14 protein-coding genes are annotated in these 14350 nt (G+C 70.4%); 10 read left to right on the top strand and 4 right to left on the bottom strand.

Annotation, left to right across the window (positions count from 1 at the left end):
• Positions 1-222: aromatic-ring hydroxylase C-terminal domain-containing protein (locus tag ACWDX9_RS18030; protein ID WP_449954954.1), on the top strand; the 222-nt coding region annotated here is incomplete at its 5' end.
• Here the strand turns inward: ACWDX9_RS18030 and ACWDX9_RS18025 are convergent.
• Entirely contained in the window at positions 219-1049 is an 831-nt protein-coding gene (locus ACWDX9_RS18025) for an SAM-dependent methyltransferase (RefSeq protein ID WP_449954951.1), read from the bottom strand. The genes ACWDX9_RS18030 and ACWDX9_RS18025 overlap by 4 nt on opposite strands.
• A gap of 71 nt (positions 1050-1120) precedes the next feature.
• Positions 1121-2068, bottom strand: a complete 948-nt coding sequence (locus tag ACWDX9_RS18020) for a GlxA family transcriptional regulator (protein ID WP_449954948.1) — start codon at positions 2066-2068, stop codon at positions 1121-1123.
• 71 nt (positions 2069-2139) lie between these two features.
• Here ACWDX9_RS18020 and ACWDX9_RS18015 point away from each other — a divergent pair, with 71 nt between their 5' ends.
• Entirely contained in the window at positions 2140-3405 is a 1266-nt protein-coding gene (locus ACWDX9_RS18015; protein WP_449954945.1) for an MFS transporter, read from the top strand.
• On the top strand, positions 3402-4061 hold the full coding sequence (locus tag ACWDX9_RS18010; protein ID WP_449954943.1) for a peptidyl-tRNA hydrolase: 660 nt from the start codon (positions 3402-3404) through the stop codon (positions 4059-4061). Before ACWDX9_RS18015 ends, ACWDX9_RS18010 begins: the two co-directional genes overlap by 4 nt.
• A gap of 65 nt (positions 4062-4126) precedes the next feature.
• On the opposite strand, the gene ACWDX9_RS18005 is transcribed toward ACWDX9_RS18010, so the two are convergent.
• The gene (locus ACWDX9_RS18005) at positions 4127-5095 is read right to left on the bottom strand and encodes a DUF3616 domain-containing protein (protein WP_449954940.1); all 969 of its coding nucleotides are present in this window, start codon (positions 5093-5095) and stop codon (positions 4127-4129) included.
• A 162-nt stretch (positions 5096-5257) separates the two neighbouring features.
• On the opposite strand from ACWDX9_RS18005, the gene ACWDX9_RS18000 reads away from it, so the two are divergent.
• The 6 genes from ACWDX9_RS18000 (at position 5258) to ACWDX9_RS17975 (ending at position 12170) form a co-directional block, all read left to right on the top strand.
• Positions 5258-6043, top strand: a complete 786-nt coding sequence (locus tag ACWDX9_RS18000) for a hypothetical protein (RefSeq protein ID WP_449954937.1) — start codon at positions 5258-5260, stop codon at positions 6041-6043.
• Between the two features lie 36 nt (positions 6044-6079).
• Positions 6080-8014 (top strand): ATP-dependent zinc metalloprotease FtsH, encoded by a 1935-nt coding sequence (gene ftsH / locus ACWDX9_RS17995; RefSeq protein ID WP_449954935.1) that lies wholly within the window; start codon positions 6080-6082, stop codon positions 8012-8014.
• 67 nt (positions 8015-8081) lie between these two features.
• Positions 8082-8897, top strand: coding sequence for a DUF937 domain-containing protein (locus tag ACWDX9_RS17990; RefSeq protein WP_449954932.1), 816 nt, complete (start codon positions 8082-8084; stop codon positions 8895-8897).
• Positions 8898-8931: 34 nt separating this feature from the next.
• Positions 8932-9513 (top strand): Maf family protein, encoded by a 582-nt coding sequence (locus ACWDX9_RS17985; RefSeq protein ID WP_449954929.1) that lies wholly within the window; start codon positions 8932-8934, stop codon positions 9511-9513.
• A gap of 10 nt (positions 9514-9523) precedes the next feature.
• Positions 9524-10258, top strand: coding sequence for an EI24 domain-containing protein (locus tag ACWDX9_RS17980; RefSeq protein ID WP_449954927.1), 735 nt, complete (start codon positions 9524-9526; stop codon positions 10256-10258).
• A gap of 850 nt (positions 10259-11108) precedes the next feature.
• Entirely contained in the window at positions 11109-12170 is a 1062-nt protein-coding gene (locus ACWDX9_RS17975) for a DUF4192 domain-containing protein (protein ID WP_449954959.1), read from the top strand.
• 861 nt (positions 12171-13031) lie between these two features.
• Here ACWDX9_RS17975 and ACWDX9_RS17970 read toward each other — a convergent pair.
• Positions 13032-13379, bottom strand: a complete 348-nt coding sequence (locus ACWDX9_RS17970) for a hypothetical protein (protein ID WP_350741812.1) — start codon at positions 13377-13379, stop codon at positions 13032-13034.
• Between the two features lie 180 nt (positions 13380-13559).
• Between ACWDX9_RS17970 and ACWDX9_RS17965 the strand changes: the two genes are divergently transcribed.
• Positions 13560-14108 (top strand): DUF4870 domain-containing protein, encoded by a 549-nt coding sequence (locus ACWDX9_RS17965; protein ID WP_449954924.1) that lies wholly within the window; start codon positions 13560-13562, stop codon positions 14106-14108.
• Positions 14109-14350 lie beyond the last annotated feature (242 nt).

Below are 14350 nucleotides of genomic sequence, written 5' to 3'. Positions count from 1 at the left end.
GACCTGCCGGCCGAGCCGGCCGCCCGCGCGTGGCCCATGCTGCTCGACGGGACGGGCGGCCTGCGGGTGCGGCACGGGCGCGTGCACGTGGTGCCCTTCGAGGGTGACGGCGCCGTCCTGGTACGCCCCGACGGCTACGTGGCCTGGGCGGGCGAGCCCGACGAGACCCTCGACGAGGCCCTGAGGACCTGGTTCGGCGAGGGTCTGGAGGTGGCGGCCTAGGCCGGGCGGCGGCCCACGCCGGCCAGGATGCCGCCCTTGGAGAGGTCGTACGAGCCGCCGGGGGAGCCCTCGGGCGTCCAGTCGGCCACCGGCACGACACCCGGGCCGAGCAGCTCCAGCCCGTCGAAGTAGGAGGCGATCTCGTCGTAGTCGCGCCGCGCCAGGCCGCCCGAGGTGGTGCTGGAGTAGACCTGCTGGCCGGCCGTCGCGACGTCGTCCATGTCGTGGCCCGCGTACAGCAGGTGCGACAGCACCAGGTGGCCCCCGGGCCGCAGGCGCTCGCGGATGCGCGCGGCGATCCGGTCGGCCTCGGCGTCGTCGTGGATGAAGTGCAGCACCGCGACCAGCAGCACGGCGTACGGCTGGGAGAGGTCGAGGTGCTCCGCGACGCGCGGGTCGTCCAGGATGGCGTCGGGATCCTTGAGATCGCCCTCGATCGCCAGGACGTCCGGGTCCCTGGCCAGCAGCGCGCGGGCGTGGACCAGCACGATGGGATCGTTGTCGACGTAGACGACGCGGGAGCCGGGGGCGTGCCGCTGGGCCACCTGGTGCACGTTGTCCTGGGTGGGCAGGCCCGCGCCGATGTCGACGAACTGGCGCACCCCGGCCTCGGCGAGCATGCGTACGGCATGACCGATGAAGGCGCGGTTGGCCAGGGCGATCTCGCGGGCGTCGTTGCCCATCCGCCGGCCGATCTCCATCATCTTCTCGGCCGCCTCGCGGTCGGCGGCGAAGTTGTCGCGGCCCCCGAGGTAGTAGTCGTACATGCGGGCGACGCTGGGCACGTTCGGGTTGATCCCGGCGGGTACGCGGTCCGCCTCGGCCATGTGACGACCCTTTCTAGTCGATCTTCCTGGGGCCGATTGTAGGGCCGAAATGTGGCTTTTGCCGGAGGAACTCAGAGTCGCCGGAACGTGTGCCGGTACGCCAGCGGCGAAACCCCCACGGCCGCGTGCAGATGCTGACGGAGCGAGACCGCCGTCCCGAACCCCGCCTTCCTGGCCACCTCCTCCACGCCCAGCTCGGTCGTCTCCAGCAAGTGCCTGGCGTGCTGGACCCGCTGGCCGTTCAGCCACCTGGCCGGACTCACGCCGGTCTCGTCGCGGAAGCGCCTGGTGAACGTGCGCACGCTCATCCTGGCGTGCTCGGCCAGCGCGGTCAGGTCGAGCGGGCGCTCCAGGTGGGCCAGCATCCAGTCGCGGGTGGCCGCCGTGCCGCCGCCCGCCTCCGGCAGGTGCCGGTCGATGTACTGGGCCTGGCCGCCGTCCCGCCACGGCGGCATGACGCAGCGGCGGGCCGCGCGGTTGGCCACCTCGCTGCCGTGGTCGTTCCTGATCACGTGGAAGCACAGGTCGAGCCCGGCCGCCACGCCCGCGGAGGTCAGCACGTCGCCGTCGTCCACGTACAGCACGTCGGGGTCGAGCTTGACCTGCGGGAAGAGCCGGGCGAACCGGTCGGCCTCGCGCCAGTGGGTGGTGGCCGGGCGCCCGTCGAGCAGGCCCGCCGCCGCCAGCACGAACGCCCCCGTGCAGATCGACAGGATTCTGCGCCGTCCTCGGAGCGCCGCGGCCAGCGTGTCCGAGATCGTCCCGTCGAGCAGCGCCCGGCCCGCGTGGATGCCGGGCACCACGATCGTGTCGGCGGTGTCGAGCACGTCGAGGTCGTGGTCGGGCAGCACGCTGTAGCCCGCCGAACAGCGGACCGGCGTCCGCCCCTCCGAGCAGGTCACCACCTCGTACAACTTCTCGCCGTCCGCCGTCTCGGCCGTCCCGAACACCTGGCCGGGCACGCCGAGGTCGATCGTGGCGAAGTGGTTGAGCACGACGACTGCCACGCGATGTGTCATGGCCGAATTCTTTCACATATTGACCATCCGGCCACTCGTGACCTTGTAAGGGGATAAAGCAGGATTGGCGCATGACGTTGAGCACCACCGCCCCCACGCGCCGCCTGCACCGGGCCTGGTTCGTGGCGGCCGTCGCCTTCGTGGCGATCCTCGGCGCGGCCGGATTCCGCGCCACCCCCGGCGTACTGATCACCCCCTTGCAGGAGGAGTTCGGCTGGTCGGCCGGCACGATCTCCCTCGCGGTCTCCATCAACCTGGTGCTCTACGGCCTGACCGCCCCCTTCGCCGCCGCCCTGATGGACCGCTTCGGCATGCGCCGCGTGGTCTCCCTCGCGCTGCTGCTGATCGCCGCGGGCAGCGGCCTGACCGTGCTGATGACGGCGAGCTGGCAGCTCCTGCTGTTCTGGGGTGTGCTCGTCGGGCTCGGGACGGGCTCGATGGCGCTGGTGTTCGCCGCGACCGTGGTGGACCGCTGGTTCGTCCGGCACCGCGGGCTGGTCACGGGCGTGCTCACCGCGGCCGGCGCCACCGGGCAGCTGATCTTCCTGCCCGTGCTGGCCCAGCTCGCCGAGGGGCCGGGGTGGCGCTTCGCCTCGCTGACCGTGTCCGGTGCGGCGCTGGCGGTGGCGCCGTTCGTGTGGTGGTTGCTGCGCGACCACCCCGCCGACGTGGGCACGACGGCCCTCGGCGCGGAGCCGGAAGCCGTTCGCACCGCGCCGCCGAGCAAGGTGAACGCGGCGGTCAGGGCGGTCACCGTGCTCGCCTCGGCGGCCAGGACCCGGCCGTTCTGGCTGCTCGCCGGCGGCTTCGCGATCTGCGGCGCCAGCACGAACGGCCTGGTCGGCACCCACTTCATCCCCGCCGCGCACGACCACGGCATGGCCGAGCCCGTGGCCGCCGGCCTGCTGGCGGTCATCGGGATCTTCGACATCGCGGGCACGATCGCGTCCGGCTGGCTCAGCGACCGGGTCGACCCCAAGGTGCTGCTCGGCGTCTACTACGCGCTGCGCGGGCTCTCCCTGATGGTGCTGCCGAGCCTGTTCGCGGCCACGACCGAGCCCAGCATGCTGATCTTCATCGTGTTCTACGGGCTGGACTGGGTGGCGACCGTGCCGCCCACGGTGGCGCTGTGCCGGCGGATCTACGGCGCTGACGGAGCCGTGGTGTTCGGGTGGGTGTTCGGCTCGCACCAGGTGGGGGCCGCGTTCGCCGCCGTCGCCGCCGGGCTCACCCGCGACCACCTGGGCAATTACGACCTCGCCTGGTACGGCGCCGGCGCCTTGTGCCTCCTCGCCGCGGGCATGTCCATGGCCATCGTGCATGCTAGAGGGCGATGAATTCTGAGCTTTATGTCCTGCCGCTGGTCGTCAGGATCGAGAGAGCCGCGCCTCCCGAACGCACCGACGCGCTGGAAGCGGCCGCCATGGCCGTGCTGAGCCTGCTGGACGACCCCGGCGAGTGGGCCGCCGAGCTGCACTCCTGGCAGTCCACCGGCAAGATCCGCAAGGTGGTCCGCCGGGCCAGGGGCGCCGAGTGGCGCAGGGCGGTCGCGCTGCCGGGGCGCACCGTCGAGCACCGTACGGCCGAGGTGCGCGTACATCCGCCCGTGCCGCTCGATGACTGGCCGCGCGACCTCGCGCGACTGCAGGTGGGCGGCACCGAGCTGAGCGACACCGCCGAGCCGCCGCCCGCGGAGCCGCCGGTCCTGTGGGCCAATCCGGGCCTGGCCATGTCCGCGGGCAAGGCCATGGCGCAGGCCGGGCACGCCGCCCAGCTCGCCTGGTGGGCCAGTGACGCGGCCGAGCGGGAGGCCTGGCGCGCCCGCGGGCTCGCGGTGTCCGTGCGCACCGCGGCCTCCCAGGGCGACTTCGACGCCATGGCCGCCGCGGGGCTGCCCGTGGTACGCGATGCCGGGTTCACGGAGATCGAGCCGGGCTCGTGCACGTTCGTGGCCGAGGCGCCCTGGTTGCGCGGACGCGTCGCCAGACCGTGAAGGCGCCCTGGTTGCGCGGACGCGTGGCTAGATCGTGAAGGCGCCCTGGTTGCGCGGACGCGTCGCTAGATCGTGAAGACGTCCGCCAGCACGCCGCCCGCCGGGGTGAACCGCGCGGGCGACGGGCTGTCGTACACGACCATGATCCTGCCGTCGTCGAGCAGCGCCAGCCCTTCGGGGTGGTCGCACTTCACGCCGTAGGGGAGCTCGATCACCGTCTCCAGCTCGCCTTCGGGGACGACCCCCTGCCTGGTGCCGGGCCGCCAGCGCACGATCCGTACGGGACCGTCGAGGTTCATGGTCGGGCCGGCGAGGATCAGCAGCGAGTCCCCGTCCGGGCAGAGGTCCCGCACGCCCAGCCCGTCCAGGTCCAGGAAGTGCTTGCGGTACGGCTCCCGCAGCCGCAATCGTGACCTGCCCGCCTCCTCGAGCCGCAGCTCCAGCAGCACCGCCCAGCCCCGCAGCACGGGGCCGCGCAGCCCGAGGTAGATCCGCTCGGACACGACGGCGATGCCTTCGACGTCGAGCCCGTTGTCCTTGCCTGGCAGCTCCAGGAACGGCGCCAGGTGCCGGTCGTCGCGCATGTGCGTGGTCAGGTTGTCCCTGCCGGCGAGGATCGTTCCAGAGCCCGGAGTCTCGTCGTGGAGCGGCAGCCGGGTCAGGATGAACCGGTTCTCCTCCCTGACCACCGTGGCCAGCCGGTCGGCGGCCTTCTCGGGGTCCTTCGACTTGACCTTCTTGCGCTTGAGGCTGTGCGAGCCGACCAGCCAGAGGTAGCCGTTCGCGCGGGCCAGCCCTTCGATGTCGGCCTCGTCCTCGGGGCCCGCGGGCAGCTCGACGTAGTCGGCCAGCGGGAACGTGCGCTGGTCGCCGAAATGGTCGCCCAGCCAGGTCAGGTGCTCGAAGGTGGCGGTCTCGTCGCCGGCCACCCAGAGACCGGCGGAGCCCTGCCGGATCGCTGAGAGGTTCGTGTGCGTTTGGGCCGCTCGCGCGGCGTGGTCGAATCGCAGCTCAACCTGTTCCACGTCGTCCATGATTGCACTTCGGTAGCTTCCGCCGCGCAATGGCCGGATATGTCGTACGCTCCGCTCGTGCTCGATGGGGAAGAAGAGATCAAGGGTTCCCAAGTGAGGACCGCGGCGAGGCCCGGAACCCCTGCTTCTCCGCCCAAACGCTCCCGTATCGGAGATATCCGGATGCGGGTGGTGTACCGGGGGCTCGCCGCGATCGGCCTGGTCGTGGCCGTGGCCGCGACGCTGGCCGTGGTGCTCCCGTCAGGGCCGGACGAGGTCGCGGCGGGGCCGGTAACCGCGCCGCCGGCCGCACCGTCCTCGTCCGGCCCCGCGCCTTCCACCGCGCCTTCCACTGCGGCTCCTCCGTCTGCGGCCCCTCCGTCTGTAACTCCCACAGCGGAGGCGACGCCCTCGCCCGGCCCGTCGCTCGCGCCCGGTTACACGGCCATGCAGGCCCTGTACGCCGACCCGCGCGTCCCCAAGCTGACGGGCCGGATCAAGCGGATGTCCCTGGCCTCCCCGTCCAGGAAGGTCGTCAAGGACAGGCGCATCGGGCTGGCCGTGCCGAACCTCTCCAAGCCGTGGAAGTCGTACGGCGCGGCGCCGTTCACCAGCAAGCAGGTGCTCCCCAAGACGCGCGCCGGCCTGCGTGGGATTTTCGTCACATGTCCGCTCCCGATCATGCGGCAGAAGTCCCCGCGCGACACGGCGCTGCTCGCGGCCCGCTGGACGCTCAACCACCACCCCGAAGGCTCCAGGATCACCTGGCTCGCCTCGCAACCGGTCAAGCGCGGCTGGATGCTCGTATATCGCGTCAAATACGGAAAGCATCAGTCGCGGGCGGCCGTCGTCGTGATGGACGGGGGAATGAGTAAGCCGGGGCTGGCGTTCGTCACAGTGCCTGACTCGCAGCGCAAGCAGTGGCGTGACATCAGCCGCGTGGTCGCCGGGGTGCGTGTTCTAGGCTAAAAGGATCATGTATGCGGCGATGTGGGGAGTGACGCCGTGGAACGCTCGGGACAGCCGCAGGCACCGAAGAACGGCAAGGGCAAGCCGCCCTGGCGTTCGGAGGGCCTGCCCGGCACACCCGGAGGCCGGCCCAAGATCAACTGGTGGCGATTCGTCGTCACCCTGCTCGTGGTCTACGCAGCCTTTTTCGTCGTGTCGTCGTTCGTCGACAGCGGATCCGTCGAGACGATCTCGTACACCGAGTTCACCAAGCAGGTGAACTCCAAGAACGTCAAGGACATCTACGCCCAGGGCCTGTCCGTCGAGGGCGACCTGCGGTCGGCGGCGAAGAACCCCGAGAGCAACGAGTCCTACACGAAGTTCGCGACCGAGATCCCGGCCTTCGCCAACACCGACCAGCTCGACCAGCAGCTGTCCACCGGCCAGGTCGAGATCACCTCCAAGCCGATCACCCGTGGCTTCTTCTCCAACCTGCTGCTCTCGCTGCTGCCCGTGCTGCTGCTGGCCGGGTTGTGGATCTGGGTCATGCGCCGCGGCGCCAGCATGATGGGCGGCGGCCTGGGCGGGCTCGGCAGGTCCAAGGCCGCCAAGCCGGTCGAGGCCGGGCAGGTGCGGGTCACGTTCGACGACGTCGCGGGCATCGACGAGGTCGAGAACGAGCTCGTCGAGATCGTCGACTACCTCAAGGACCCCGGGAAATACCGCAGGCTCGGCGCGAAGCTGCCCAAGGGCGTGCTGCTCGCCGGCCCTCCCGGCACCGGTAAGACGCTGCTGGCCAGGGCGGTCGCGGGCGAGGCCAAGGTGCCGTTCTTCTCGGCCAGCGCCTCCGAGTTCATCGAGATGATCGTGGGCGTGGGCGCCTCGCGGGTGCGCGACCTGTTCGAGGAGGCGCGGAAGGTGGCGCCGTCGATCGTGTTCATCGACGAGATCGACGCCATCGGCCGGGCCCGCGGCGGTGCAGGCGGCCTCGGCGGCCACGACGAGCGCGAGCAGACGCTGAACCAGATCCTCACCGAGATGGACGGCTTCTCCGGCGCCGAGGGCGTGATCGTCATCGGGGCCACGAACCGTCCCGAGGTGCTCGACCCGGCGCTCCTGCGTCCCGGGCGCTTCGACCGTACCGTCCAGGTGGGGCTGCCGGACGCGGCCGGCCGCACCGCCATCCTGCAGGTGCACACGCGGGGCGTGCCGCTGGACGGCGAGGTCAGCCCCGACCAGCTCGCCAAGACCACCCCCGGCATGACCGGCGCCGACCTGGCCAACCTGGTCAACGAGGCCGCCCTCCTCGCCGCCAAGCGCGGCAAGGAGAAGGTCACGATGTCCGACTTCGCCGACGCGCTGGAGAAGCTGCAGCTCGGCGCGGCCCGCAGCATCGTGATGCCGGAGGAGGAGCGCACCAGGACCGCCTTCCACGAGGCCGGTCACGCGCTGCTCGGCATGCTCCAGCCGGGCGCCGACCCGGTCAGGAAGATCTCGATCATCCCGCGCGGGCGGGCGCTCGGGGTCACGCTGTCCACCCCCGACACCGACCGGTACGCCTACGACGAGCAGTACCTGCGCGGGCGCATCACCGGCGCGCTCGGCGGCATGGCGGCCGAGCAGGTCGTGTACGGAGTCATCACCACGGGCGCCGAGAACGACCTGGAACAGGTCACCATGATCGCCCGTGGCATGGTCGGCCGCTGGGGCATGTCGGAGAAGGTCGGCCCGCTGACCATCCTCCCCAACGACGGACAGCAGCCGCAGGCCTCGCCCGCGACGCTCGCCACCGTCGACGAGGAGGCGCGGCGGATCGTGGACGAGTGCTACGAGCGCGCGATCCAGATCCTCACCGACAACCGCGACAAGCTCGACGCCATCGTGAAGGCCCTGCTCGAACACGAGACGCTCGACGAGGCCGGCGCTTACACGGCGGCGGGCCTGACCTCGTCGGCCACTCCCGTTCCCGTGGGCGGCTTTTCCGAGAATTAGCGCAAATCGGGCATTGCTCCGGCCCTGATCAGGGCAGCTCTCCCGGAACAACGATCGGGGGACTGTCGTGACACTGACGGACGAGCTCCTCACCGAGCTCGGAGACTCAGGGCTGGAGCAGATCGCGGGGATGCTCGGCACGGACACGACCATGGCCCGCGACGTGGTCGAGGCCGTGTCGGGCGTCATCGTCGGGGGCATGGCCCGCAACGCCCGTCACCCGGACGGCGCCGACGCCCTGCGCGCGGCCCTGGACGACCACGTGGACACCGATCCGTTCACCGGCGACGTGGCCTCGCTGACCCGCGACGGGCACAACATCCTCGGCCACGTCCTGGGGGGCCAGGGAACGGAGGAGGCCGCGGAGGGGCTGGCGCGGTTCGCCGGGGTCGACCCGGGGATCATCATGAGGCTGCTGCCCCTCGTCGCGCCCATGATCATGTCCCTGCTCGCCAACCGGGCCGAGAGCCGCGGCATGAACGCGGGCGCTCTGGCCGACGATCTGGACCGTGAGCAGCCGGGCTGCCCGGGGGAGCTGGGTGAGCTGCTCCAGGGGCTGCTGGACGCCGTCTTCGGCGGCGGGGTTCCCGCGCAGGGCGGGCCGTACGAGTCCCGCCCACCCTCCGACACCGGCCCCGACACCGGCACCGTGGGCCGCCGCGGCCCCGGCACCAGCACCGACACTGGCACCGGCCCCGACACCGGCACTGGCCCCGGCACCGGCACTGGCCCCGGCACTGGCCCCGGCACTGGCACTGGCACTGGCACCGGCCGCGACACCGGCATTGGCACTGGCACCGTGGGCCGCCGCGGCGCCCCGGACGGTCATGAGGAGGGGGACCCGCACGAGGTGGCCCCCGGCACCTCCAACCCCGACTGGTGAATGACGCGGCGCAGGTCAACGGTAGGCTTATGCGGTGATCGTTCTGGCCTCAGCCTCCCCCGCCCGCCTCGCCCTCCTCCGCAGCGCCGGGCTCGACCCCAAGGTGATCGTCAGCGGCGTCGACGAGGACTCGTTCTCCGCGCACACCCCGGCGGCACTCAGCCTCGTGCTCGCCAAGGCCAAGGCGGAGGCGGTCGCGAACGAGCTCGACGAGGGCCTGGTCATCGGCTGCGACTCGATCCTGGAGCTGGACGGCCGCCCGTACGGCAAGCCCGCCACGCCTGAGGAGGCCGCCGAGCGCTGGCGGCTCATGCGCGGGCGCACGGGACGCCTGGTGACGGGCCACTGCGTGATCGACGTGGCCGCGGGCAAGCAGGCGGCGCAGGTCGCCACCACCGTGGTCCGCTTCGGCCGGCCGTCCGACGAGGAGATCGCCGCGTACATCGCCACGGGGGAGCCGCTCAGCGTGGCCGGGGCCTTCAGCATCGACGGGCGCGGCGGGTGGTTCATCGAGGGCATCGAAGGCGACCACGGCAACGTGATCGGCATCTCGCTGCCGCTGCTGCACGACCTGTTCACGGAGCTGGGCTACGCGGTGACGTCGTTCTGGCGCTAGCCTGCCGGGCATGCGATCACTGCGCGACTTCACGTCCGGCGTCGGCTTCTTCTTCCAGGGGTTGGGGTGGGTCGCCAGGCACGGGCGGTGGTGGCTGTTCGGGCTGATCCCGGCGCTGATCGCGTTCGCGGTGTACGTCGCGGCGCTGATCTTTCTGGGCACGTACGCCACCGACCTGGCCGCGTTCCTGACGCCGTTCGCGGAGTCGTGGGGCTGGCGTGACCTGTTCCGGACGCTGGTGGGGATCGTGCTGTTCCTCGGAGGGCTGGCGCTGGCCGTACTCACCTTCACCGCGCTCACCCTGGCGATCGGGGAGCCGTTCTACGAGCGGCTGTCGGCCGAAGTGGACCCTCTCCCGGACGCCGACGAGCAGCCGTGGTGGCGCACCCTGCCGCGCTCGCTCAGGGACAGCCTGATCACGCTGTTCTACGTGCTCCTTTTCACGATCCCGCTGTTTTTCCTGGGCTTCGTCCCGGTGATCGGCCAGACGGTGGTGCCGGTGCTCGGGGCGCTCGTCTCGGGCTTCTTCCTGACGGTGGAGCTCACCACCCTGGCGCTGGAGCGGCGGGGGATGGCCCGCAAGCAACGCTTCGCGCTGCTGCGCGCGAACAAGGCCAGCGCGCTGGGGTTCGGGGTGGTGGGATTCCTGCTGTTCCTGGTGCCGTTCGTCGCAGTCATCGCCATGCCCGCCGCCGTAGCCGGCGCCGCCCTCCTCGTCCGCGCCCACCTGAACCCCACCCCATAACCCCCACTTCCGCCCAATCCCCCTCGCCCCATAACCCCCACCTCACAACCTGCCACTTCATCCCGCCACGGCCAGCGCCTTCACGGTCAGCGCCTTCACGGTCAGCGCCTTCACGGTCAGCGCCTCCACCCCCAGCCCTCCACCCCCAGCCCTCCACCCCCAGCCCTTCGACCCCAGGGCCTACAACCTCAGCGCCTTCACCGCTCAGCGCCTTCACGTCCAGCGCCGCCACCCCAGCCCTCCACCCCCCAGCGGAGCCTCCACCCCAGCCCATCGACCTCAGCGCTTCGACTCCAGGGCCTACCTACACCCTCAGAGCCTTCACCGCTCAGCCCCCTTCGGCTCGGCCCACCCCTCAGCCCGCCCCTTCCAGCTCCGGCCACCCATTCCGGCTCCGGCCACTTCGCTCGGGGGCCTCGCGGGCCCAAACACCCGTCATCACCCATCGGGCACCAGCCGTGGCCGCCGCCCGCTACCAGCATTAGCCCTGGCTTGGGCAGCCATCGCTTGGGCAGCAAGAACCACCACCACCCAAAGAGCCCTCAGCCGAATACCGGCGGGGCAGTTATCCACAACCCCGCTCCTGGACGCCCCCACCATCCCCAGAATCGCATTCGGGCCCGATCCCACAGCCGCCGCCCAGGCACCCTAAGGGCCCATGACGACCAACCACTCCACCCCCGCGACCACCCCAACCCCGAACCCCACTGCCACTTCCACTGCCGAAGACTCCGACCCCACCACCATCGCTCCCTCGCCGTCACCCTCAACCTCCCCTACGTCACCATCCCCTCCCTCTCCTCCCTCCCCTCAGCCCCCTTCCTCCTCTCCCGCATCCAGCTTCACGTCGCTGGAGCCCTGTCTCACCCTCACCAGCCCCACCGACATCCTGGCCGCAGTGCCATACCTCGTCGGTTTCCACCCGAAGACCAGCCTCATCGTGATCGGCCTCGACCGTCGCCAGGCCAAGTTGGTGGCCAGATGGAGCCTCCCGTTCCCTCCCGGCACCCTCGCCTCCTTGGAGCCAGTCTTCGACCGGGAGGGAGTGACAGAGATCGTCGTCGTCGGCTACGGCCCGGGGGAGCTGGTGACACCGGCAGCCGACGAGGCCAGACTTCTCGCCGCCAAGACCGAACTTCATGTAGGCGAAGCACTACGAGCACACGAGGGCCGTTATTGGTCTTACATCTGCGATCTCGCGACGTGCTGCCCGGCCGAAGGCACTCCGTACGACCTGACCACCAGCCAGATCGCCGCCGAGGCGACCATCCGAGGCCTGGTGGCCCTCCCCGATCGCGAATCCCTGGAACGTACGATCGCCCCCATCGCAGGCCCCGTACGCATGGCCATGCGCCAAGCCACAGCCGACGCGATCGCAGAATTCCGAGTCGACCTGACAGCCACCACAAACCTCGACACCTTCGCGACGCGTTTCATCGCCGAAAGCCTGAACAGAGTCCGATCAGCCCTCCAGACCCACGAGGAAGGCGGCCGCCTGGACGACGCGGAAGCGGCAAAACTAGGCCTGGCCCTATCGATCACCCGAGCCCGTGACGAGGCCTGGACCCTCATGCAAGATTCCCACGTACTCCTCTGGAAGGACCTGACCCGCAGGCTGGAGCCCCGCTTCATCCCACCGGCCGCATCCCTCCTGGCGATGGCTTCCTGGCGCGCGGGAAACAACGTCCAGGCCACCATCGCCCTCGAACGCGCCCTGACCATCGACCCCAGCTACTCGATGGCCAACCTCCTCATGCACGCCCTCCAAAACCTCCTGTCTCCCACGATCCTGCGAGACCGCCTCCCCACCCCGGCCGAACTCGACGCCGCCATGGGCTCACCCCACGCCTCCTGGCTCCTCCCCTTGGTGAACCTCCTGGACGAAGACGACCCGCACTCCCCACCCGAATAACGCCCACCCGCCAGCGCCCTGCCAAGAGCACCAATCGAGACCACCGAGCAACAACGCAGTGGGGGACGACCTGATCCACAGGGAGGCGCCCACCGTCGCCATCCACCAGCCGCAAGAAAGCGGATCGTCGCCAACTGCCCGCCACGCGGAAACGGATCGTCACCAACCACCAGCCGCCAGTCGTAAGCCACCGACTGCCGGTCGCAGGTCTCGGGCCACCGACCGCTGACTGTCGGTCGCGGGCTGCCGATTGCGCGTTGCTGGTCGAGGGCTGCCGTCTGCCGGTTATCGTCCGTGAGCGATTGGCCGCCAGTCGCGGGCTGCTGTTTCGCGGTTGACGGTTGCAGCCGCAAGCGGGGTTGGGCGCCCGTTGGTATGCGCCGGCTGCCGGTTGCGGGCGGCTGGCGTGAGCTGGGGGTGTCGGTCGCGGGTTGCCGATTGCGGGGTTGTTGATCGAGGGATGCCGAGTGCCGGTCGCTGGCCGCGAGCGGTTGGCTGCCGGTCGCTGGCCGCGAGGTGGCGGCTGTTGGTCGGGTCGCAGTTCGGAGGGTTGTCGGTCGCCGGTTGCCAATCGTGAGCGGTTGGCCGCCAGTCGCCGGCTGCTGTTTGCGCTTGACGGTCGCAGAAGCAAGCGGGGTTGGTCGCCGATCGTCAGCCGCCGGTTGCTGGTCGCCGGTCGCGCTGGCCGTGGGACGGCGGCTGTTGGTTGCGAGCCGCAAGCCTGGCCGCAGGTCGGGTGGCTGTCGGTCGCTGGCCACCGGTTGTGAGTTGGCGGCCGCCAGCGTCAGCCGACACTGCGCCAATCGCCTGTCAGTCAGTGGTCCGCCAACGGGTGACCCGCTGGCGGACGGTTGTCGGGGGTCAGCTGCCGGTGCCTTCTTCGCGGCGGCGGCGCTCGTTGTAAGCGCGCATGCGCGGCGGATAGCCGGTGAGTTGTACGTCATAAACCGGGAGGGCAAGATCGCGAGCAACCTTGTGGATCACGGCAGGGGAACCGACCCTGCGCCTGGTCCATTCGCCGTCGTCGGCGACCGCCACGGCGGTCGTGTCGGTGGCGAAAGTCTCTGGCTCGACGTAAAACTCGACGCCGCGGCGCGAGCGGGCAAAAGCGATAAGCGCTTCGATGTCGGCGTCAGTCGCCTCGCGGTCGAACTTCGCGACCTTGGGGCCGCGCAGTCGACGAATGCCGTAGCGGTCTCGCCATCTCATGCATCCTTTTTATACCGTCTGGAGCCGCCGTGCGTCGGGGATGATCTAGGGGTCACATCCGGGATTCTCCCGATAGCACCGAGGGTCCGAGGGACGCAGTATGAGAGGTGACTGCCCGATTCTCAAAGGAGAGGCATGGCGATTATGGCTGGGGTACCGCAAACCCCTGGGCCGGGACAGGTGCAGCCAGCTCATCTGCGCGTCACCCACCAGGACCGAGAGCACGTGGTCGAGCACGTCAAGGCCGCCTACGCGGAGGGCCGCTTCGACAAGCTCGAGTTCGACGACCGTCTGGAGCGCGCGATGACGGCGCGCACGCACGGTGACCTGATGCCCATCATGACCGAGCTGTACGGCGCTCAAGCCGTACCCCGGCTCGCCCCGCTCCCGCCTCCGGTCCGCCCTGAGCGGGCGCCGGAGAGCAACGAACGTCTCGCCGCCGCCGTCGGCCACCTGCTGATGGTCGTCGGCATCCCGATCGCCGGCCCCCTGATCCTGCTGCTCACCGGCGCCAAGACTTCGCCCTACATTCGCAGGCAGGCGCTCGAGGCACTCAACTTCCAGCTCACGGTGGTGGGAGCCACGGTTCTCCTGCCGTTCACGGTCATCGGTGTCGTGCTGCTCCCGTTCATCTGGGTCGCCGCCGTCGTCCTCTCCATCGTCGGTGGCATTACGTCCCTGACGGAGGGCGACTTCCGCTACCCGATGACGCTGCGCTTGGTGAAGTGACTCCACTCGCCAGCACCCGAGATCTATACGAGCCCGGCCTGGTCCAGCCCAGCAAGGGGGCCGCATCCAGTTAGGCCCTTTCGGAGTGGCGGCTGGGTCGGGGTTCAGGGCGAGAGACTGACATCACCGTTGAGCCGGGCGCCCCGTGCTGGCGTCGCACTGAATGGCCGCGTGGTTCAGATGCGGTGAGGGGGCTGCGGGGCGGGGCGGCGGTAGCGGGGCAGGACCATTGGGCGTGGTGA

The sequence above is a fragment of the Nonomuraea sp. NPDC003201 genome, from assembly GCF_053590415.1.
Note: the sequence above shows the minus strand (reverse complement) of the source record. Positions and strands in the feature narration are given on the sequence as shown.